Here is a 19,834-nt window from a genome sequence, read left to right on the forward strand (position 1 = left end):
GTGGAAAACCTGCCCGCGCCGGCGGCACACGCCGTTGGGGCCACCACGGACGCGAGCCGGGGCGCCCTCCGTCCGCCGGCCCTTCGACGCTCCACCGCCCCGGCTTTCCGGACTAGATGGGCGACAGCGTCAGACGTATGCCCGTGGGAGCCGTGTCCTGGATGTACGAGGCGAAGCCGGCGACGTCGTCGAAGGCGAAGCCGTACGCCCTGCCGTCCTCCGTGGCCGTGTGCACGGCCTTTGAGTAATGGTTGGTGAACTCGGTCCGGTAGAAGGCCGAGGCGTCGGTGGTCGGCTGGTCGGGATGGCTGAGCAGGGTCGAACGGTTGAAGCCGGCGCCGAGCACGGCGGCCACCGGGCCGGTCGTGCCGTCGTTCGGGGCGGCGAGCGCCCCGTCGCAGAAGAGGACGTCCCGGGTGGACGGCCTGGCGAAGGAGACCTGGGCGGGCCCGTCGAAGGTGAACCGGTCGCCGCGCACCCGGCCGGTGAAGGTACCGGCGTTCGTGGTCACCCTGAGGTCACGTCCGGTGTAGGTGCTCCACACCTCGTCGATGTACGGGGCGAGGTGGTCCTCGGCGAACAGGCCCGCGTCCAGGCCGTGCCCCGGCGCGATGATCCGGGTGTCGCCCACGACGAGCCGCGAGAACGCTTCCACCTGCCTGAGCGCGTCGAAAGCGGCACCGCGGCCCCCGTCCCGGAACACGCCGACGGACTGGTCCTTGGAACCGGTGAGCCGGATGTTCATCGGCACGCTGAACACGTCGACCATCGTGGTGTTGCAGAACATGCCGGCGGAGTTGTGGGTGAACTCCGCACAGTCGTGCAGCACACCGTGGTTGGGGTCCGAGGCGACCCAGCCCGCCGGGTACTGCAACGCCGCGTTGCCGTTGCCGTCCGCGACGGCCTTGAACTTGAGCTTCTGGCCGAGGGCCACGTAGATGCGGCCGGACATGTACGGCAGGGACAGCCGGATGTCGCCACTGCCGGCCAGGCTGATCGCGTAGTCGGTGAAGCCGTCGGCACCGTTGTCCGACAGGGAGACCGGGGCCAGGCTGCCGTCCGGGGCGACCCGGACCTGACGGCCGTCCTGGTTTCCCACGATGTAGAGGTGCACGTTCGCGTTGCCGAAGGAGCCGCTGTCGTTGACGACCGTCAGCGGGAGCGGGCCCGTGGCGGCCGTTGCGGACCGCGTGTCCGGGGAGGCCTCCGCGAGGGCGTGGGGGGCGAGCGCGGCGGCGGGCACGGCCACGGCCGCCCCGCCGAGGGCGAACAGAACCTTCCGGCGGCCGAGGGAGCGCTGGTGACGGGGGGTCATGTGGGGGTCTCCTGAGGTGATCGAGCTGTTCCTGGTGAGCGGTACCCGACAACGTGCCGACCGGGTGTGGGGCCCGGATCCGGAGTACTCCCTCGCTCGTGTGATGAGAGCGCTCTCACGCCGTGCGTCGATGTCCGGTGCGCGGCTTTGACGGTACGGGCCGCAACCACCTCCGCCAAGAGGTCCGACTTGTCCCTCGACCTGCCCTGAACAGCGGTTTCTTGAGCGTCCGGGGGAGCCGCACGCGTGCTTGAGTGCTTCTTAAGGGTCACTTAAGTCCGGCCGCGGCGGCGGTGAGCGGAGCGTGTGGAGAGCACTCCACCCCGTGGTCGGCCGGCAGTCGCCCTCCCCGGAGGGGTCCGGGCTCCGGTGCCCGCCCCGCACGCGATTCAGAGCCGTCCCCGCTGAATGCGTTCGCGTTCTTCTATTGGATTTCCCGCGCTGCGGAGACCAGGCTGGAACCGCTTGTCAGATGCGGTGGGGCGGCATCCAAAGGTGCTGCCCCGGCCCGGGGAAAGCGTGTACTGAGTCGGTGCTCGCCGCACCGCCGTCACCAGGCTTCAACCGCCGTACCCGGCCTCAGGGGAGGACCACCGCCGATGGCGTCGTCGCCGGCAAGACCGCTCGACCACCGCTACCGGGGCGAGCACCCGGTCCGCACCCTCGCCTATCTGCTCCGCGCCGACCGCGGCCGGCTCGCCGCCGCGGTCGGCGTCTTCACGGTCAAGCACAGTCCCATCTGGCTGCTGCCGCTGATCACCGCGTCCATCATCGACACCGTGGTGCAGCACCGGCCGATCTCACAGCTCTGGACCAGCACCGGCGTCATCATGTTCATCCTGCTGGTCAACTACCCGCTGCACCTGCTCTACGTGCGTCTCCTGTACGGCAGCGTGCGCCGCATGGGTACCGCCCTGCGCTCCGCCCTGTGCACGCGGATGCAGCAGCTCTCCATCGGCTACCACTCCCGCGTGAGCGCCGGCGTGCTCCAGGCCAAGGTGGTGCGGGACGTGGAGACCGTCGAACAGATGGTGCAGCAGACCGCGGAGATGGGGCTCGGCGCGACCACCGTACTCATCGGCGGACTGGTCATCATCGGCATCCGCACGCCCGAGTTCCTGCCCGTCTTCCTGGTCGTCGTGCCCACCGCCGCCCTGCTCGTGGCCCGGCTCCGGTCCCGGCTGCGGACCCACAACGAGCACTTCCGGCACGAGGTGGAGACCCTGTCCTCCCGGGTCACGGAGATGACCCGGCTCATCCCGGTCACCCGCGCCCACGGCCTGGAGGGCAAGGCCCTGCGCCGGATGGACGGCACCCTGAACAGACTGCTCACCTCCGGCATGCGCCTGGACCTGGTCAACGGCCGGTTCGGCTCGCTGGCCTGGGTCGTGCTCAACGTGGTGGGCGTCCTCGTCCTGGCCGGCGCTGCGCTGATCTCGTACTACGACGTCTGGGGCGTCACCGCCGGCGACGTCGTGATGCTGAGCGCCTTCCTGACCACGCTCACCAACTCCACGACGACGCTGGCGAGCCTGGCTCCGGTCATCACCAAGGGCCTCGAGTCCGTCCGGTCGGTCGGCGAGGTGCTCCAAGCGCCTGAACTGGAGGACAACGAGGGCAGGGCGGAGGTCACCGCCCTGCGCGGCGCGGTGACGTTCGAGGGCGTGGGCCACGCCTACCAGCGGGACGAGAGCCCTGCCGTGTGCGACTTCACACTCGACGTCGCCCCCGGCGAGACCGTCGCCTTCGTGGGTGCCTCGGGCGCGGGCAAGTCCACTGTGCTCAACCTCGTCATCGGCTTCATCCGCCCGACCTCCGGCCGCCTGCTCCTGGACGGCGCCGACATGAACGGTCTCGACCTGCGTACCTACCGGCGCTTCCTGTCGGTCGTGCCCCAGGAGTCGATCCTCTTCGACGGCACGATCCGGGAGAACGTCGCCTACGGCATGGACGACGCCGACGACGAGTCGGTGCGGTCCGCGCTGCGCGACGCCAACGCGCTGGAGTTCGTCGACCGGCTGCCCCGGGGTCTCGACACCCTCGTCGGGGAGCGCGGTGCACGCCTGTCCGGCGGACAGCGCCAGCGCCTGGCCATCGCCCGCGCCCTGATCAGGGACCCCAAGGTGCTCGTTCTCGACGAGGCGACCTCGGCGCTGGACACCCGCTCCGAGGCGCTGGTCCAGGGGGCGCTCGCCCGGTTGTTGCGCGGACGGACCACATTCGTCGTGGCGCACCGGCTGTCCACCGTGCGCGGTGCCGACCGGATCGTGGTGATGGCGGACGGCCGGATCCAGGAGATCGGCACCCACGACGAACTGCTGCGCCGGGGAGGGGCGTACACCGCGCTGCACAGCGGGCAGGTGGCCTGAGGGAATGTTCGCACGGGACGGGGGTAGGCGCAGCCACACACCCAGAGAGAGGCGCCGTTCGTGCTGGTACCGGATCCGAAGACCCTCAGGCAACTGTTGACGCGTTACGCGACGCTGCAGATCGCGCAGGCGGAGCGGCCCTCGCCCGTCGCGGCGCGCGAGCTGGAGGACATCACGTACACGCTCTGCGTGATGACGGGAACGACCGGTGTCCGCGAGGCCGTCACCCGCGCGGACGCGCTGCTCGCCCGGGGGCGGACCGTGGCCGATGGCCGGACCGCCGACCCGGACGGCGAGAACGGCCGCTGCCTGACCGTGTGACGGGCCGTCGCCCGGGCCGCTACGAGCCGCCGGTGCCCGCGACGGCCCGTCGCCCGTGGAACGCCGACCGGTAGGCGTACGGCGTGGTACCCACCACTTTGCGGAACCGCTCGCGGAACGCCGTGGGCGAGCCGAACCCGGACTGCTGGGCGATGCGTTCGACCGTGTGGTCGCTGTTCTCCAGCATGTACTGGGCGCGCCGTACCCGGGCCCGCAGCAGCCACTGCACCGGAGTGGTGCCCGTCTGCTCGCGGAAACGGCGGCCGAAGGTGCGCTCGCTCATCCCGGCACGCGCCGCCATCGTCTTGAGGGTGACCTCGTGCGCCAGGTTGTCCTCGATCCATTCGAAAAGCGGCTCGAGAGCCGACCCGCGGGGCACGGGCGGCTGCTTGTGCACGATGAACTGGGCCTGCCCGCCCTCCCGTTCCAGCGGCATGACGGACATCCGGGCCGTGTTCGCGGCCGCGGCCGAGCCGAGGTCCCGACGGATCATGTGCAGGCACATGTCCAGCGCGGCTGCCGCACCGGCCGAGGTGAGGATCTGCCCGTTGTCGACGTAGAGCACGTCCGGCTCCACCTCGACGTGCGGAAAGGCGCGGGCCAGCCGGTCCGCGGCCACCCAGTGCGTGGTGGCGCGCAGCCCGTCCAGCAGCCCCGCCTCCGCCAGCACGAACGCGCCCACGCACACCGAGGCGATCCGGGTGCCCGCTCCGGCCGCCCGGCGCAGCGCCGCGACGACGGCGGGGGAGGGCGGAGCGGCGCCCTCGGCGCGGCCCGGGACGATGATCGTGTCGGCGTCCGCCAGCGCCTCCAGCCCGCGGCCGACGCGCAGGAACAGCCCGCCGTCCGCCGCCACCTCAGGTGTCTCGGCGCACGGCCGCACCCGGTAGGCGGGGCGGCCGTCGGGCAGCAGCGTCCAGTCGAAGGTCTGCATGGGGGCGGCCATGTCGAAGGGGATGACCCGGTCGAGCAGCAGAATCGCCACGGAGTGCATGAACGCCACGGTAATCGGATTCCCGCCACTTGTGAGAACCGGGGTGGGGGCAGCACCGTGGGGCAGCGACCGGAGAGGGAGCAGGTGGCCGGGGTTGGCGGGAATCCGTCGGAAGCTGTCGATCCAGCCCCTGGGTGGAGGCCCGGCAGGCCCCTAGCGTGAGCCCTCGCCGCTGATCACGCCAAGGAAAGAGCCCCGGTGACCAAGTTCCTGCTGTCTCTCCACGTCCTCGCCGCCATCCTCGCCGTCGGTCCCGTGACCGTCGCGGCGAGCATGTTCCCGCCGGCCGTGCGCCGCGCCGCCCCGGCCGGGGGCGACGGGCCCGTCGTGACGGCGGTGACCACCGTCGAGGTGCTGCACCGCTGCCGGGTCTACGCCCGCATCGGCATCGCGGTACCCGTGCTGGGACTGGCCACAGCACTCGCCATGGGTGTCCTGGGCGACGGCCGGCTCGTCACCTCCATCGGCCTGACGGCGGCGGCCGCGGCCGTCCTGGTCGCGTTCGTCCTGCCCCGCCAGGACGAACTCGTCGAGCAGCTGGCCCGGCACCGGTCCGTCGACCGGCAGAAGACAGTGCGGCTGGCCATGTTCACCGGCGTGTTCAGCCTGCTGTGGGCGACCGTGACGGTCCTCATGATCGTCCGTCCCGGTTCGACCACGGGTGCCTGAGCGGAGCCGCCGCGGCCCGTGCCTCCCGCCCCGGGGCGCGGCGGCTGTCCCTCGTGTGCAGGTCTGCGTCAAGCCGTATGGGTGAATTCCCCCTGAATGATGTCCGGGCGCTTACACTCGTCAGTCGCGTCCCCGCCCCGGGGCCGACAAGACAGAGAGGCACGTTGCCGGGTGTTCAAGGAATCCCCCATCTACGACCGACTCGTCACGGAGCGCGGTGATGTGCCCGCACAGGTCCGCAGCGAAGCCGAACGAGTGAGCAGGGAACTGGAGCAGGTCATGCGCCCCCTGCAGTCCCCCGGGTACTCCCAGGGCGGCCTCGACCGGCCGCAGTCCCCGGGCAACGGCTGGCAGCGCACCGCAGCCCTGCTGCCCGGCCCCAGGCCGCAGTGATCCGGGCACCCGACCGGAGGGCGCGCCCGTGCCACCACGCCCCCGCGTGGTGACGGCCCTCAGCATGCCGTGGTGCGCGTCCTGTCGGCCTCCGCCGTCTCCTCGGGAACGGGCCGGGCCAGCCAGTCGGCGACGGTGCGCGCGATCGGCTGTTCCGTCTCCACCTCGACGAATCCGAACTGCCCCGACTGGTTGCACTCCAGGAACCACCACGTCCCGTCGGCATCCTCGACGAAGTCGAAGGCCCCGTAGGCCAGTTCGGCCTTGCGTAGATAGGCGCGCACGGAGTCGGCGACGCGCGGCGGTACGTCGACGGGTTCCCAGGGTGCCCCCGGCGGCGCGAAACGCACATCCACCTCCGCCGGTTCGGCGCCGGGGTCGGCGGCCTTGCGGGCGGCCAGCAGTCGCTCGCCCACGGCGGTGAGCCGGATGTCGGCGCGCTTGGCGATCCGCCGCTGAAGCAGCGTCGGCCCGAACGCCACCGCGGCGAAGTCGGTGTCCGGTGCCACCCTGCTGGTCGGCACGGCCCGCGGCGGATCCTGCGGATGCGCTCCGGAGACCGGCTTGACCACCAGGTCCGGAAACCGCTCCGCGAACTCCCGGGCGGCGCGCGGGAAAGTCGTGATCACCGTGGCCGGCACGGGCAGGCCGCAGCGTTGCGCCAGCCGGAGCTGCCACGGCTTGTGGCGTGCCTGCCGAGCCGCGTCCGGATGGTTCATCCAGCGGGCGTCCGAGCCGCGCAGCATCCCGTAGAGGGCCTGAGCGGCCTCCTCGGTGAGCCAGGGCGAGGGCTGAGCCGCCCGCCCGGCCGGGGTGCCCGGCCTGCGCACCCACACGGACCGCAGCCCGCCGATGCTCACCAACCGCCCCCCGGCGGAGAGATGGCCGCGAAAACGGCCGTGGACGTATTCACCCGAGAGCGAGACACCGCCGGTCAGATCGGCAGGGTCGAGGCGTACCACCGGAACCCCGGAGTCGTGCAGGTGCACGACCACCATGTCGGCGGTCACGTCCTCCTCGCAGGTGAGGATCAGTATGGTCATCGTCTGTGGCCCACGGTCAGTCGTCGAAGTGGGTTTTGGAGCCCGCGGTGGACGTCGTGGTGCCCACCTCTCGCAACAGTGCGTGATCGCAGGCCGCCACCCGTCCGTCGGCGAGAACGTTCAACTGCAGTCCGGAGTCGTACGCATACGGAGTGGTTACGGCCAACTCCGGTGCCGGACGTGCGTAGTTGAGCGCGAACGGTTGCATCGTCTCTCCCTCGTCGGTGCTGCGCCGGCCAGGCGACTGCCCACTGCGCACAGCCGCTTGGTCCGCCGACTTGTTTCGGCTTCCAGAGACTTATACGAATCGAACGGGTGGTTGGTTTCCTCACGGAGCGTAGTCATCGGCGGGTTCGCGATCCGGTCGCCGGGACGTCGCTCCGGGGGAACCCGCACCGAGGGAACCGCGCATCGAGCGCAACGCGAGCAGCAGCACGCCGACGTCGTCCAGGTACACCGGGTCGGGCAACAGGTCGGCCGGCAGGACGAGGTAGAGGACCGCGCCCCAGAACACCCAGCGCGGGCCCGTGGGCAGACCGGCGCGCCGCAGCTCGCGCCGGGTGCGCACCAGCCGCACCGCGACGGCCACGGCGCAGGCCAGCACGGCGGCCGCGGCCACGACGAGTACCACGGTGGTGGTGTCCACGGGATGTCCTCCTCACGATGCGACGGGAGACAGGTCTCTCCCTCTGGATGCCCGGGAACGGCTCCGGTATGGCTCCCGCGGGAGCCGTCGAGGTGGCGCAGGTCATACCGGTGGCCCAGCCGAGTGGCCGTGCCGGGCGCGGGCGCCTAGTAATGGTCCACGTAACGTCGCTCTTCGTACGCTCGGGGGCGGGGAGCGGCCTGAGTCTTCCTTCATGGAGCCGAGCATGACCACCTGTTCATCGACACCTCCGTCGAGTACTTCGAGTCCCTCGGACAGCTCGACCGTCCCGACTGCCTCCGAGATAACCGGCGGGACGGACGTGGTCCTCCCGCCGGAGCCACCCCCCGCGCCCCCTCCGGCCGCCGGGACGGTTCACGGCACCGGCGGACTGCGTGTGGACAGGGACTCGGCCCAGCCGCTGCGCCCCGACGAGGAGCAGGGGCGGCAGCGGTACGGCGATCCCGTGGGCAACCTGGTGTACGCGGCGGTGTCGGACCGCCCCCTGGACGAGGTCGCCGGCCTCATCACGTCGCTGGCCCGTTCACCCGAACACACGCAGGCCGTGGTCGACGTCCTGCGGGCCATCGGGGTGAGCCGCTCCGTGGAGGACGTGGCCCGTCTGGTCGTCCTGCTGACCCGGCCGCCCCACGACGCCGACAGCGCGGACGAGGTGATCCGGGCCGCGGCAGCACACCGCCCGGTGGAGGACGTGACCCGGTTGGTGGCACTGCTGCACAGCGAGCAGCTGGCCCCCCACTGCCGTGAGGAGGCGCTGCGGACCGCCGCCTCCGGCCGCTCCGTCGAGGAACTGATCGAGCTGATAGACCGTCTGGCCGCGCAGCCCCCACCGGGCCCCGCCGGCCGCCCCACGCCCGAACCGTCCTGGTACGAGGACGAGCGGGGAGACCCGGCCGGCCTGTACGCAACCCGGAACGGGGCCGAGGACGCCGAGGGGGACCGGCGCGGGCAGGAACCCGGGGGCGTCCTGGACGACGGGCTCCCGGCGCGACCGGGGGCGGACCTTCCTCCCCCGTACCGCGGCGCACGGGGTGCGGCGGCCCTGCACTCGCGGCGGAGGATCCGGAGCTCCCGCCACCGGGCGCAGGCGCAGGCCGTCCGGTCCGTGACCTGGTCGAGCTGGTCCGCCGTGGTGGCCCTCGCCGTGTGCGCGGTGGTCCACTTCCCGCTCCGCGGTGACGGTTCCGCCCTGGTCCCGCACGCTCTCGCGGTCGGCCTGCCGGTGCTCTGCACGGTGCTGGCCCTGATCCTGGTCGTACGCCCCGGCGTACTCGTCCTGGCGGCGGCGGTCGCGCTGCCGGCCGCCCTGGCCGGAGCCCATGCCTGCGGCGGTTCCTTCCCGTTTGCCGCCCTGTCCCGGGCCGTCGGCCTCGCACTCGCCCCCCAGTGGCTCGCCGGCTCGGCGGCCGTCGTCGCCGCGCTCCTGGCGCTGACGGCCCTGGCCGTCCGGGTGGCGTCCCCGTTCCCCGGGAGGCACTGGGCGGTGTGGCCGGAACCCGGCACACCCCGGATGCCGGACTGACCGCCGTACGGTCCGGGTACGTTGCCCGGAAGCGCGGCCGGCTCCCAGAGGCCCGGCCCTCGGCCGTCCGGCACGGTCCGCCGGGCAGGACGCACTACGGACCGGAAGTCGTCGACCGCGCGTCGGCGGCGGACGGAGCCTGAGGCTCCTCCCCGGAGGGCGACGGACGGCGTGTCCTGGGGCCGAACCTCAGGCGCTCGAACGCACGGGTCAGCTGCAGCATCGGGGACGCAGCCGGGGTGCCGGCCGGCAGCGCCCGGACGGCCGAGCCCCCGGCGGCCTCCCGGTACGCGGCCAGCGCTTCGTGGGCACTCTCGGCGGCCTCCCGGTACAGGTCGCGGGACGTGGTCATGGCCTCCAGCGCGTCGGTGTACAGAGCGACCAGCCGGCGCTCCCGGGCGAGCTCCTCCTCCAGGTTCAGCAGACGCCAGTCCTCCCGCAGCGCGCTCAGCGCAGCCTCGGCGCCGTCCGGCAGCGCACGCGGCAGGGCCGCGAACCGGGTCACCGCATCGACGAGACCGGCCGGCGGGGTGCCGTCCAGGAAGACCGCGCGCACCGAGAACTCCCCGGCGTCGTAGCCGTCCGGGACCGGGCTGCCGGGCAGGACCACCGCACCACCGCGCGGCACCTCGACGCCGCAGTCGCGCAGCGCCCAGTTCACGACCCGCAGCTGGTGCGGCGCGGCCCGGTGTTCCACCACACGGTGTCGCAGGCCCGGCGGCAGCCAGTGCGCGAGCGGCACCCGGCCGCGGTCGTCCGTGGTCATCGCCTCGTGGACGACGACGTGGATGTTCCACCCGCTCCCGCTCCGCGCACAGTCGCGCATCAGCCGCCGTACGGCCTTGTCGTCCTCGGGGAGCGGACTGATCTCCCCCAGCCGCAGTCCCGTGGCCGCGTCGTGGTTCCAGCCCGGGTCCGGTTCGTCCACGGGCCAGAACATGCCGGTGGGGGAGGGCCACAGGTGGTCCCACCGTCGTTCGGCCTCGGCGACCAGGACCCACGGCTGACTCTCGCCGGTAGCGGGCCCGATGCTCAGCCGGGCTCGCACGGTCACCGCGCCGGCGACCCGGAGACGGGCCTGGAAGACCAGGTCCGGCGCGTCACCCCGCGGCTCCGGCCCTGCCTCGGGCGGTTCTCCGGGCAGTTCGAGGAACGAGTCGATGCCCCCGCCGTCCTCCAGACGGCGCAGGGTGCGCCGGAGTACGTCGTGGGCGGAGCTCCCGGTGTGCCGGCCGGCGGTCAGCCAGACGGAGGGCGGGATCACGGGGCGGGCTGTGCGTGAGGTCGGCATGGGTCCAGGGGGGAACGGGGGCACGTGCTTCCTGCCATTGTCGTCGCTGTCGGGCGGAGGGGCCGACACGAGTGGTCCGCCGGGCGGCGTTTCCCGTCACCGCCACCCGTGTGGCGGGGCTGTCACGTGTCGTCCGGCAGCGCTCTGCGCGCAGGTGTGTGCCGCGCACGGGGTGTGCGGAGCGCACACGTGGTGGGGCCCCGTCACCCGTGGTCGCGACGGTACCCCGTGACCACAACGGGTTCCCGCGAGCAGGGCCGGCCCACCGTCCGCCAGGGGAAGGCCCTGCCCGCGCCCTGTCGCGCCGGGACCCCTCCCGGCGCGACTGCGGGACCTCTTCCGGCGACCGTGCCGAACCTCGGAAAAGCGCCGACCCTACCAGCGCCGAGAGGGCCGTGTCGCATATTCCAAGGGAAAACGCCAAAGCCCTCACCTCGATCGAGCACGCAGCGTAGCTTCGACGTCACGTTCGCGGTACAGCCGTGCGATGGAGGGGGATCCGGCGTGCCCGGAATCGACGAGAGTCTGCTGGAAGCCATGCGACTGCCCGGTGCGCGAGGAGCGCTGGTGGCCGACTGGATCAGTGGACTCGCGCTGGGCGCGGTGGGCGAGGCGCCGGGCGACGACTCGGAGGCCACGGCGGCGGAGACCGCCGAACTCGCCCGCCTCGCCATGGAGAGCGGCACGCTCGCACCGGCCGACGGCAGGGCGTCCGTCCTGTCGGGAGAGGAAGCACCGGTCCAGGACCTGATCCTCACCACCGTCGACGCCTACCACCTGCTCCGGTTCGTGATCACGACCTTCGACAGCACCGTGTTCCTGTACCTGTGGCTCGACCGCAGTGAAGGCAACCTTGCCCTCGCACGCATCCGGCTGGCCGAGATGGCGGACCGGCTGGTGCTCGGATGACCACCGCGGCAGCCGCCCACGGATCGGCGCCCGTCATGCTCGGCAGCCTCGCTGCCGACCGCGCCACCGGCGCCCTCTCCACCGAGTCCGGGGTCTTCTACCTGGCCGCGGGACACGTCGTCCACGTCGAATCCGCGTACAGCCCCGACCTCGGCGATCTGCTCACCCGCAGCGGCGCGCTCCCCGCCGACGGCTGGTGGGAGGCGGTCGAGCGGGCTGGCGCCCGCCACCGCGTCGGCCGCCAGCTCGTGGACAGCGGCCGGCTCACCGCCGGCGCGCTGGAGCTGTGCCACCTGGGCGCGCTCTTCGACGCCGCGTACTTCGCGCTCGCCCGGGACACCGCCGCGCTCCGCTTCAGGCCCGAGGCCGCCCACTGGTTCGGGGCGGTCCGCCCCGTCCCGGTGACAAGCGTGCTGCGTGAGTCGCGGCGCCGCCGTGACCTGCTGGACCGCATCTGGCCCGATCCCGCCGTGGACACCGCCCCGCTCACCCGCGCACCCGGCGCAGACCGGGCGGACCTGCCGCCCCGTCGCGGCCGGACCCTCGCCCGGGTCGACGGCACCAGCACCGCCGCGCAGATCGCCTCGGCCCTCGCGTGCCGCACCTTCCACACCCTCGTCGAGCTGCGCCGCCTGGCCGCCGACGGACTGATCACCCCCGCGCCGCCTCCGCCGGTCGCCTCCGTCCGTCCGGGCACCGGCGCATCCGGCGACGCGTGGGACGAGCCCGACACAGCACTGCTGCGACGGCTCCTGGACGCCTTGGAGGCCCTGTGATCCGCGCGCGTCGGCAGCGTGCCGAAAGGAGACTGCTCATGGCCGTCGAGACCGACGTGCTGGACGAACTGCGTCGGCTCCGTACCCGAATCCCCCGGCTGGCGGGATCGCTCGCGGCCACCGTCGACGGACTCGTCCTCGCCCACGACGTGCCCGACACCGAACCGGAGGGGCTGGCCGCGCTCACCGCCGCCGCTCTCGGTGTCGCGTACCGCATGACGGATGCCGCCGCCCGCGGCGAGTTCCGCGAACTGCTGGTGCGCGGCACCCGGGGATACGTGGCGACCTACGCCGTCGGAAGCACCGCCGTGCTCACCCTGCTCGCCGACGACCGGGTCAACGTGGGCCGGCTGCATCTGGAGGGCAGGCACAGCGGTGCCCGGATCGCGGAGCTGATCGACACCCGCGTCGGTCCGGGCGGGGGCAGGCACGCGGAGCGTGCGGCGCTCGACGCGCCGCCCCCGGACGCCGACCGCCGGATCGGCACCCTCCCGGTGCGCACCCCGCAGCGGCCCGCACACCGGCCCCGGCCCCAGCACGGCGGCTGAACACCGGCTTCTTCCCCTCGGCCGGCCGCCGTGACGCGACCTGGCAGCCGGCCGGACCAACCATCACGATCGAAAGGACACCTCTCATGGCCAACACCGAGACCTCGCTCAAGGACTGCCTCAGCTCCATCGACGGTGCCACGGCCGCCGCGCTCGTCGACTACACCAGCGGCATGGCGCTCGGCATGATCGGCGGCGGCAAGGACTTCAACCTGGAGGTCGCCGCCGCGGGCAACACCGACGTCGTGCGCTCGAAACTGCGCACCATGGAACTCCTGGGGCTGAAGGAAGAGATCGAGGACATCCTGATCACCCTGGACAGCCAGTACCACCTGATCCGCCTGATCAAGGGGCGCGGCGGCAACGGGCTGTTCCTGTACCTGGTGCTGGACTCGAGCCGTGCCAACATGGCGATGGCCCGCCACCAGCTGCGCCGGATCGAGAACGACCTGGAGGTCTGAGGCCGGGACCGGTCCCGGCACTTCGCAGGACGGGTACGGCCCTTCGCGCACAGCACGCGCGAAGGGCCGTACCCGTCCTGCGAAGTGGTCAGGCAGCCACCTCGGGGAGCCACAGATCGGGACCGAAGACCTCGTAGCTGATCCGCCGGGCGGGGACACCCGCGCCCATGAGCCGGCCGCGCGCCGTACGCATGAACGGCAGCGGGCCGCACAGGTACACCGACGCGTCCGCCGGAACGTCGATTCCGGTGAGGTCCATCAGGCCGCTGCGCGCCCCGGGTTCCTCGTCGCCCGGCCGCTCGTACCAGAAGACGGCTCGGGCACCCGGCAGTTGCTCCACCAGCGCCCGTACCTCGGCGCGCAGGGCGTGCTCCTCGGGCGAGGTGTCGGCGTGCAGCACCAGGACCCGGCGCGCCGAACCCGTTGCGGCGAGCCGGGCGAGCATGCCCACCATGGGGGTGCAGCCGATGCCGGCCGAGACCAGCACCAGCGGGGTGTCCGCCTCGTCGAGGGCCACGTCGCCGGCCGGTACGGACAGGGCGAGCTCGTCACCGGCGCGGGTGTGCGCGTGGAGCAGGTGGGAGACCTCGCCGTCCGGCGCCCCCGGGGCCCCGGTGACCCGCTTGACGGTGATACGGCGGAGATCGCCGCCCGGGTCCGAGGACAGGCTGTACTGGCGCAGCTGGTGCACCCCGTCGGACATCCGCAGCCGCACGCTCACGTACTGCCCGGCCCGTGCCGGCGGTGCCGGTTCGCCGTCGGCCGGGCGCAGCAGGAACGACACCACGTCGGCGGTCTCCTCGTGCCGTTCGACGACCGTCCACCGCCGCCAGATGTCACCCGGCGCGACTCCCGCGTCCTGGTAGAGGCGGGCCTCCTGCCCGATGAGGGCGCCCGCCATCAGCCAGTACACCTCGTCCCAGGCCGCGGCCACCTCGGGGGTGGCGGCATCGCCGAGTACCTCCGCTATGGCACCGAACAGGTACTTGTGCACGATGGTGTACTGGTCGTCGGTGACTCCGACCGCGATGTGTTTGTGCGCGATACGGGTCAGCAGGGCGTCCGGCCGGCTGTCCGGGTCGGCGAGCAGCGCCTGCGCGAAGCCGGCGATGGAACCCGCCAGCGCCCGGCGCTGGGCCCCGCTGGCCTGATTGCCCCGGTTGAACATGCCGTCCAGGAGTTCGGGGCGGTCGCGGAACATCGCACCGTAGAAGCGTGCGGTGATCTCGTCGAGCGCTCCGGCCACGGCGGGAAGGGTGGCCCGGACCACTGCGGCGGATTCTTCGGACAGCATGAGGTCTCCCAACGACATGACGGGTGAGGGGGCGGGCCGCCGTTCCGGACCGGCGGCACTTCTGTATAGCAACCCGACGGGCGTGTTTTCGGTGGTCACCACTGTTCGTGGGTGCTGCGGGCCCATCGGCCCGGCAGAAGAGGACCTTCGGTACCGGGCGGCGCCCGGGGAACGGGGCCGGTCGGCCCCGTTCCCCGGGGACTCATGGTGCGCTGTCCGGGGAGCGGGTCCTCCTGCCTGCCACGGGACTGACGGCGGCCGCGTCGAGCTCCGCCGGCAGGCGGGGGAGGAGTTCGAAGACGCCGGCGAGCCGGGTGTGGTGAAGGATGCGCAGCAGACCGGGGCTGCGCGTGATCAGCCGCAGCCGCCCGCCACGGGACAGGGCCAGCCTGCGCGCACGGCACAGTACGCGCAGGCCCGAGCAGTCGATGAACGACACGCCGCGCAGATCGAGCACCAGGTCGGGAAAGGCGCCGGCGGTCAACGCGTCCAGACGCCGCGACAGAACCGGCGCAGTCAGCAGGTCGAGTTCGCCCCGCGGGGCGACGATCGTCGTTCCGGCGACGACCCGCTCGATCGGCTCCGCCGCGGGCCTGCCATGATTTTCGGACATACCGGCCAGCCAACCCGTAGCGGCGAGCCTGCCGGTAGGGCCGCCCGGCCCTGCCGGCGGGGAGCGCCGGAGCCGAACGGCCCTACCGGCCGGTAGGGAATCCGCGGACGGGCGCCGGCCAAGCGTTGTGCGGGCGTACCTGCGGGCGTGGGGAACCGCCCGGCGGTCCAGTGGTTCGCCGCCCCGGTACCGTGGACGGAGCGACACCGCGGGGGATCGGTGTCGCTCCTGTCTCCCAGGATGGCCCATCAGCGGGTGACCCTCCAGGTGCCGATGGTCCCGACACCCCGGCCGGCCGGCCGGAGTGCACGGGTCCTCTGCGGGGAACGGGTGGCCGACGGGAATCAAGGCCGACCGGCCCTGGCCGTTCGGCCCGGAATCGAGAAGGATCTCGGTGAGGGACTTCCCGGCAGCAGCCGGCCGGGGCCCCGGTACACGGCGTACGGTCCGGCACACGGCGGTCCGGCACACGAGGACAAGGAGCGTCAGATGGCGGACAGCGAGCGGCCAGGACCCGAGCGGCACATCCGGGTCTTCCTGCTGGACGACCACGAGGTGGTCCGCCGCGGAGTGCACGACCTGCTGAACGACGAACCGGACATCACGGTCGTCGGCGAGGCCGCCACCGTCGAGCAGGCACTGGTCCGCGTCCCCGCGCTCCGCCCCGACGTGGCGGTTCTCGACGTCCGCCTGCCGGACGGGGACGGTGTGACCGTGTGCCGTGAGCTGCGCTCGACGCTGCCGGACCTGGCCTGCCTGATGCTCACCTCGTTCGACGACGAGGAGGCCCTGCTGGACTCGATCATGGCGGGCGCCTCAGGCTATGTGCTGAAGCAGATCCAGGGCTCGGACCTGGTCACGGCCGTGCGGACGGTCGCCTCCGGACAGTCCCTGCTCGACCCGAGTGCCACCACCCGCCTGATGGCCCGGCTGCGGCAGGAGAAGGAGCCGGAGGAGGAGCAGGACGCCCTGCCCGGACTGACCGAGCGCGAGCGCGAGATCCTCGCCCTGATCGGTGAGGGGCTGACCAACCGGCAGATCGGCCAGCGGCTCTATCTGGCGGAGAAGACGGTGAAGAACCACATCTCCCGGTTGCTGGCGAAGCTCGGCGTGGAGCGCCGTATCCAGGCCGCCGTGATCGCCACCCAGGCGCAGGACCGGCTGCGGCGCACGGATCGCTGACGCCGGGTTCACCAACCGGTGGGATACGACCGGGCCACGCCCGTTAACGTGGCACCTGCCGGGGACACGCTGCCGGTAGGGCGAGCGAACGGGAGGACTACGGGTGGAGAGCTCCGAGCGGGACGGGGACCCCCGTCCGCTGCTGCCGCAGTTGCGGCTGGACGACTTGTTGGAGGAGCTCCAGGCCCGGATCGACGCGGCCCGCGGCACGCGCGACCGGGTGCACAGCCTGCTGGAGGCCGTCCTCGAGGTGGGCCGCGAGCTGGACCTGAAACAGGTCCTGCACAGCATCGTCGACGCCGCAGCGGTGCTGGTGGACGCCGAGTACGCCGCTCTCGGCGTGATCGGCCCCGACGGCAAGCGGCTGTCGGCCTTCCACACGGTCGGCATCAGCGACGAGGAGATCGCCCGCATCGGCCACTACCCCGAGGGTCACGGCATCCTCGGGGAGCTGATCCGGCACCCCCAGCCGCTGCGGCTGACGAAGCTGTCCGAGCACTCCGCGTCCTTCGGTTTCCCCGCCCACCACCCGCCGATGAACAGCTTCCTCGGCGTCCCCATCCGGGTCCGCGACCAGATCTTCGGCAATCTGTACCTCACCGAGAAGCGTGCCGGGGCGCAGTTCGACGAGGAGGACGAATCGGTCCTGTCGACCCTGGCCGTAGCCGCCGGTGTCGCCATCGACAACGCCCGGCTGTACGAGGAGTCCCGGCTGCGGGAGCGGTGGCTGCAGGCGAACACGGAGATCACCCACGCCCTGATATCCGGAAGCGGCGGCAGTGAAACCCTCCTGCTGATCGCGGAACGGGCCATGGAGATCACCGGCGCGGCACTCGCCGAGGTGGCGGTGCCGATGGAGGGCACCGCGTCGCTGACCGTGGAACTCGCCATGGGCCAGGAGGCCGAGGCCCACCGCGGGCTCGTCGTCCCTGTCGACGACAGCCTTCTGGGCCGGGCGTTCACCGCCGCCGCCCCCGTCACCAGCCCGGACGTCTCCTGCGACGAGCGGATGTCGTCCGGACCGCCTCGCTTCGCAGGCCTCGGCCCTGCGGTGGCCGTGCCCGTCGGGTCGGAGGGCGGCGTACGGGGCATCGTCCTGCTGGTGCGCGCCGCCGGCCGCAGCGAGTTCTCCGACAAGGAGATCGAGCCGCTGCAGGGCTTCGCCGCGCAGGCGGCGGTGGCGATGGAACTGGCGGAGCGTCGCCGCGACGCCGAACAGATCGCGGTGCTCGAGGACCGCGACCGGATCGCCCGGGACCTGCACGACCTGGCCATTCAGCGGCTGTTCGCCACCGGGATGACGCTGCAGAGCGCCGGCCGTTTCATCGAGCACAAGGAGGCCGCGGAGCGGGTCTCCCGGGCGGTGGGCGACCTGGACGAGACCATCAAGATCATCAGATCGACCATTTTCGGCCTGCGTGCCCACGACGCCGCCTCCGGGGCCGGCCTGCGGGCCCGCGCCGTGCGGGTGGTCGGCGAGGTGGCCCCCGTGCTGGGCTTCGCGCCCAGCGTACGGATGGAGGGCCTGGTCGACACCCATGTGCCGAAGGAGACCGCCGACCATCTGGTGGCCGTCCTGTCCGAGGCCCTGACCAACATCGCCCGGCACGCGCGTGCCGACCGGGTGGACGTGGCCCTGGAGACCGACGGCCGCGAGGTGCGGCTGACCGTCGCCGACAACGGTGTGGGCATCCCGGAGGGCGGTCGCCGCAGCGGACTGCGCAACATGGCCGAGCGCGCCGTGCAACTGGGCGGCGATCTGGAGATCGACAGCGCCTCCGACCGCGGCACCACCCTGGTGTGGCGCGTGCCCGTGCGGGAGGGCTAGTCCCAAGGCCGTGAAGTTTGCGGTTGGGTTGTGTTGTCAAGGGCTGGTGGCCGCGAGGATTTCGATGCTGCTGGTGGTGGCTTTGTAGCTGCTCCGGTCGATGCGGGGGCCCCGGGCCTGGTACTTGGAGATGGCGCGTTTGACGATCCGGGGGCTGACGCGGAGCCGTCGTGCGGGCAGCAGTGCGGCCAGGATGTGTCGGCCGATGGTGCCTGCCAGGTCGATGACGGTGTCGGCGATGACGCCCGCGGCCAGGATGATCTGGTCGCGGGCGGCCTGCCAGGCGATGGTGAAGCCGGCCCGGTCCGGATCGGTGCCGGGCCGGGTGCTGGTTGCATCCGCCATGGCCGTCCGTAGCAGCTGGTAGACCACCAGCAGCGCGTAGATCTCCTGCTCGACGCCTCCGGGGGTACGGGCCCGCAGGACGCGGCCGCCCAGAATGGTCGACTTCAGTTCCAGGTAGGCGGTTTCGATCTCCCAGCGCTGGTGATACAGGGTGGCGAGTTCGGCTGCCGGGTGGCGGTTGTGGTCGAGCAGGGTGGTGGCCAGCCGGTAGAGACCGGTGTGCTTCCCGGCGGTGGTGGTGATGGTGATCTCGCAGTCGACGACGCGAACCCGTACCGGGCCGAGCACCGAGAGGTAGGAGCCGTCCCGGTAGCGGGCCAGGGCCGGCATCCGGCGGCCGTTCTTGAGCCGGACCAGGACCTCGCTTCCGGTGTCCGCGATACCGGCCACCAGTTTCTGGGCGGCGAAGTTGCGGTCGGCCAGCAGGATCATCCCCGGCCGGAGGCTGGGCAGCAGGCGCGGGACGTAGGTGGTCTCGCCCGAGGTGATGGGGCCGAACACCGCATCGATGAGGGTGCGGGTGCCGCAGGCGACCAGGGCGAGGAGGCGGATCTGCGGGTAGCCGGTCCCGCCGTGGTTGCCCGCCTGCTTGGTGAACCTGGTCAGGACGGCGGGACTGTCGGGCACGGTCATGGTGGTGCCGTCGAGTGCGACCACCAGCAGCCCGCGCCAGTGGGTCTGTGGTCCGTGCAGGGTTGCGGCGGGCCCGCGCAGCAGGTCGAACAGCCACCGCAGCGGCTTGCTGCCGACACGTCGGCGGGCCTGGGCCGGCGCGCTCGCCGTGGGCGCGACCAGCGGTAAGCCGACGAGCGCCCCGGTGAGCTTGCGCCACACGCCGGGTATCCCACCTCCGGGAACAGACACGCGGCCAGGACCAGGTAGATCACGACCCGGGAGGGCAGATCCCGCAGCCGCGACTGCACAGCCCTGGTCGCGCTCAGCGCCTCATCGACCATCTCGAAGGGCACAAGCTGGGTAAGTTCACCGAGATGACCGGGCGCGAACCGGCCTCCGGCCACCGTAACGGCACGGGTGATGGCAGGCTGTCCGGACAGCGGAGCCTCCGGTCTTTGTGAACGGCTGTCTTGGACGACTGCCAGTTCTACCGGGGCTCCGCTCTTCATGTCCGGCCAAACCCTCACCTACAGGCCCCTGGACAACCCACGAGACCCGTTAACTTCACGGCATTGGCGCTAGCCCTCCCGCACGGGCACCGCGGCGGTGTTCCGGAGGCGGCTGCGGCCGGTGTGTGTTCCCGTCCCGCGCGGGTACCCCGTGCGCAACCACCGCAGCC

General features: G+C 72.2%; 20 protein-coding genes and 1 pseudogene. 11 read left to right on the forward strand and 10 right to left on the reverse strand.

What is annotated here, in order from left to right:
- Positions 1-112: 112 nt before the first annotated feature.
- Positions 113-1,315 carry a beta-1,3-glucanase family protein gene (locus TU30_RS16370; protein ID WP_042170492.1) on the reverse strand — a complete coding sequence of 401 codons (1,203 nt, stop codon included), beginning with the start codon at positions 1,313-1,315 and terminating at the stop codon, positions 113-115.
- 599 nt (positions 1,316-1,914) lie between these two features.
- On the opposite strand from TU30_RS16370, the gene TU30_RS16375 reads away from it, so the two are divergent.
- Both TU30_RS16375 and TU30_RS16380 read left to right on the forward strand, forming a co-directional pair.
- Entirely contained in the window at positions 1,915-3,684 is a 1,770-nt protein-coding gene (locus TU30_RS16375) for an ABC transporter ATP-binding protein (protein WP_042170493.1), read from the forward strand.
- 60 nt (positions 3,685-3,744) lie between these two features.
- Positions 3,745-4,005: a DUF5133 domain-containing protein gene (locus TU30_RS16380; protein WP_042170495.1), complete on the forward strand. Its 261-nt coding sequence runs from the start codon at positions 3,745-3,747 to the stop codon at positions 4,003-4,005.
- Between the two features lie 19 nt (positions 4,006-4,024).
- Here the strand turns inward: TU30_RS16380 and TU30_RS16385 are convergent, their stop codons facing one another.
- Entirely contained in the window at positions 4,025-4,999 is a 975-nt protein-coding gene (locus TU30_RS16385) for a GlxA family transcriptional regulator (RefSeq protein WP_042170774.1), read from the reverse strand.
- A gap of 198 nt (positions 5,000-5,197) precedes the next feature.
- On the opposite strand from TU30_RS16385, the gene TU30_RS16390 reads away from it, so the two are divergent.
- Both TU30_RS16390 and TU30_RS16395 read left to right on the forward strand, forming a co-directional pair.
- Entirely contained in the window at positions 5,198-5,668 is a 471-nt protein-coding gene (locus tag TU30_RS16390) for a hypothetical protein (RefSeq protein ID WP_042170497.1), read from the forward strand.
- Between the two features lie 171 nt (positions 5,669-5,839).
- On the forward strand, positions 5,840-6,061 hold the full coding sequence (locus TU30_RS16395; protein ID WP_042170500.1) for a hypothetical protein: 222 nt from the start codon (positions 5,840-5,842) through the stop codon (positions 6,059-6,061).
- Positions 6,062-6,120: 59 nt separating this feature from the next.
- On the opposite strand, the gene tgmB is transcribed toward TU30_RS16395, so the two are convergent.
- The 3 genes from tgmB to TU30_RS16410 all read right to left on the reverse strand — a co-directional run bounded on the left by tgmB (position 6,121) and on the right by TU30_RS16410 (position 7,750).
- On the reverse strand, positions 6,121-7,104 hold the full coding sequence (tgmB, locus tag TU30_RS16400; protein ID WP_042170503.1) for an ATP-grasp ribosomal peptide maturase: 984 nt from the start codon (positions 7,102-7,104) through the stop codon (positions 6,121-6,123).
- A 16-nt stretch (positions 7,105-7,120) separates the two neighbouring features.
- Entirely contained in the window at positions 7,121-7,312 is a 192-nt protein-coding gene (tgmA, locus tag TU30_RS16405) for a putative ATP-grasp-modified RiPP (RefSeq protein ID WP_042170505.1), read from the reverse strand.
- 120 nt (positions 7,313-7,432) lie between these two features.
- Positions 7,433-7,750 (reverse strand): YkvA family protein, encoded by a 318-nt coding sequence (locus tag TU30_RS16410; RefSeq protein ID WP_042170508.1) that lies wholly within the window; start codon positions 7,748-7,750, stop codon positions 7,433-7,435.
- Positions 7,751-8,147: 397 nt separating this feature from the next.
- Between TU30_RS16410 and TU30_RS16415 the strand changes: the two genes are divergently transcribed.
- The gene (locus tag TU30_RS16415; protein ID WP_052479828.1) at positions 8,148-9,293 is read left to right on the forward strand and encodes a hypothetical protein; all 1,146 of its coding nucleotides are present in this window, start codon (positions 8,148-8,150) and stop codon (positions 9,291-9,293) included.
- 94 nt (positions 9,294-9,387) lie between these two features.
- Here TU30_RS16415 and TU30_RS16420 read toward each other — a convergent pair whose 3' ends face one another.
- Positions 9,388-10,584 (reverse strand): hypothetical protein, encoded by a 1,197-nt coding sequence (locus TU30_RS16420; RefSeq protein ID WP_042170511.1) that lies wholly within the window; start codon positions 10,582-10,584, stop codon positions 9,388-9,390.
- 504 nt (positions 10,585-11,088) lie between these two features.
- On the opposite strand from TU30_RS16420, the gene TU30_RS16425 reads away from it, so the two are divergent.
- The 4 genes from TU30_RS16425 (at position 11,089) to TU30_RS16440 (ending at position 13,278) form a co-directional block, all read left to right on the forward strand.
- On the forward strand, positions 11,089-11,493 hold the full coding sequence (locus TU30_RS16425) for a hypothetical protein (protein WP_042170514.1): 405 nt from the start codon (positions 11,089-11,091) through the stop codon (positions 11,491-11,493).
- Entirely contained in the window at positions 11,490-12,269 is a 780-nt protein-coding gene (locus TU30_RS16430) for a hypothetical protein (RefSeq protein ID WP_042170516.1), read from the forward strand. The genes TU30_RS16425 and TU30_RS16430 overlap by 4 nt, the downstream gene beginning before the upstream one ends.
- 38 nt (positions 12,270-12,307) lie before the next feature.
- Positions 12,308-12,817: a roadblock/LC7 domain-containing protein gene (locus tag TU30_RS16435; RefSeq protein ID WP_042170518.1), complete on the forward strand. Its 510-nt coding sequence runs from the start codon at positions 12,308-12,310 to the stop codon at positions 12,815-12,817.
- Between the two features lie 86 nt (positions 12,818-12,903).
- Complete coding sequence (locus TU30_RS16440; RefSeq protein ID WP_042170520.1) at positions 12,904-13,278, forward strand: hypothetical protein; 375 nt, start codon at positions 12,904-12,906, stop codon at positions 13,276-13,278.
- A gap of 88 nt (positions 13,279-13,366) precedes the next feature.
- On the opposite strand, the gene TU30_RS16445 is transcribed toward TU30_RS16440, so the two are convergent.
- Together TU30_RS16445 and TU30_RS16450 are read right to left on the reverse strand one after the other, a co-directional pair.
- Positions 13,367-14,572: a globin domain-containing protein gene (locus TU30_RS16445; protein ID WP_042170522.1), complete on the reverse strand. Its 1,206-nt coding sequence runs from the start codon at positions 14,570-14,572 to the stop codon at positions 13,367-13,369.
- Between the two features lie 202 nt (positions 14,573-14,774).
- A complete protein-coding gene (locus TU30_RS16450; RefSeq protein WP_042170524.1) occupies positions 14,775-15,185 on the reverse strand; it encodes an STAS domain-containing protein in 411 nt (136 codons plus the stop codon).
- A 489-nt stretch (positions 15,186-15,674) separates the two neighbouring features.
- On the opposite strand from TU30_RS16450, the gene TU30_RS16455 reads away from it, so the two are divergent.
- Both TU30_RS16455 and TU30_RS16460 read left to right on the forward strand, forming a co-directional pair.
- A complete protein-coding gene (locus tag TU30_RS16455) occupies positions 15,675-16,367 on the forward strand; it encodes a response regulator transcription factor (RefSeq protein ID WP_042170777.1) in 693 nt (230 codons plus the stop codon).
- Positions 16,368-16,470: 103 nt separating this feature from the next.
- A complete protein-coding gene (locus TU30_RS16460) occupies positions 16,471-18,195 on the forward strand; it encodes a GAF domain-containing sensor histidine kinase (protein WP_042170527.1) in 1,725 nt (574 codons plus the stop codon).
- 36 nt (positions 18,196-18,231) lie between these two features.
- Here TU30_RS16460 and TU30_RS16465 read toward each other — a convergent pair whose 3' ends face one another.
- Both TU30_RS16465 and TU30_RS38315 read right to left on the reverse strand, forming a co-directional pair.
- Positions 18,232-19,335, reverse strand: coding sequence for an IS4 family transposase (locus tag TU30_RS16465; RefSeq protein ID WP_370626667.1), 1,104 nt, complete (start codon positions 19,333-19,335; stop codon positions 18,232-18,234).
- Positions 19,318-19,664: pseudogene (locus tag TU30_RS38315) on the reverse strand (transposase domain-containing protein); the annotation flags it as partial. The pseudogene TU30_RS38315 and the gene TU30_RS16465, both read right to left, overlap by 18 nt.
- Between the last annotated feature and the right edge of the window lie 170 nt (positions 19,665-19,834).

It is taken from the genome of Streptomyces sp. NBRC 110035, from assembly GCF_000829695.1.
Taxonomy (GTDB): domain Bacteria; phylum Actinomycetota; class Actinomycetes; order Streptomycetales; family Streptomycetaceae; genus Streptomyces.

Bases quoted from the DNA above. Each gene is read 5' to 3' on its own strand.
- TU30_RS16370 (WP_042170492.1), bottom strand. From the start codon at position 1,315: ATGACCCCCCGTCACCAGCGCTCCCTCGGCCGCCGGAAGGTTCTGTTC.
- TU30_RS16375 (WP_042170493.1), top strand. From the start codon at position 1,915: ATGGCGTCGTCGCCGGCAAGACCGCTCGACCACCGCTACCGGGGCGAG.
- TU30_RS16385 (WP_042170774.1), bottom strand. From the start codon at position 4,999: ATGCACTCCGTGGCGATTCTGCTGCTCGACCGGGTCATCCCCTTCGAC.
- tgmB (WP_042170503.1), bottom strand. From the start codon at position 7,104: ATGACCATACTGATCCTCACCTGCGAGGAGGACGTGACCGCCGACATG.
- tgmA (WP_042170505.1), bottom strand. From the start codon at position 7,312: ATGCAACCGTTCGCGCTCAACTACGCACGTCCGGCACCGGAGTTGGCC.
- TU30_RS16420 (WP_042170511.1), bottom strand. From the start codon at position 10,584: ATGCCGACCTCACGCACAGCCCGCCCCGTGATCCCGCCCTCCGTCTGG.
- TU30_RS16430 (WP_042170516.1), top strand. From the start codon at position 11,490: ATGACCACCGCGGCAGCCGCCCACGGATCGGCGCCCGTCATGCTCGGC.
- TU30_RS16435 (WP_042170518.1), top strand. From the start codon at position 12,308: ATGGCCGTCGAGACCGACGTGCTGGACGAACTGCGTCGGCTCCGTACC.
- TU30_RS16440 (WP_042170520.1), top strand. From the start codon at position 12,904: ATGGCCAACACCGAGACCTCGCTCAAGGACTGCCTCAGCTCCATCGAC.
- TU30_RS16445 (WP_042170522.1), bottom strand. From the start codon at position 14,572: ATGCTGTCCGAAGAATCCGCCGCAGTGGTCCGGGCCACCCTTCCCGCC.
- TU30_RS16450 (WP_042170524.1), bottom strand. From the start codon at position 15,185: ATGTCCGAAAATCATGGCAGGCCCGCGGCGGAGCCGATCGAGCGGGTC.
- TU30_RS16455 (WP_042170777.1), top strand. From the start codon at position 15,675: ATGGCGGACAGCGAGCGGCCAGGACCCGAGCGGCACATCCGGGTCTTC.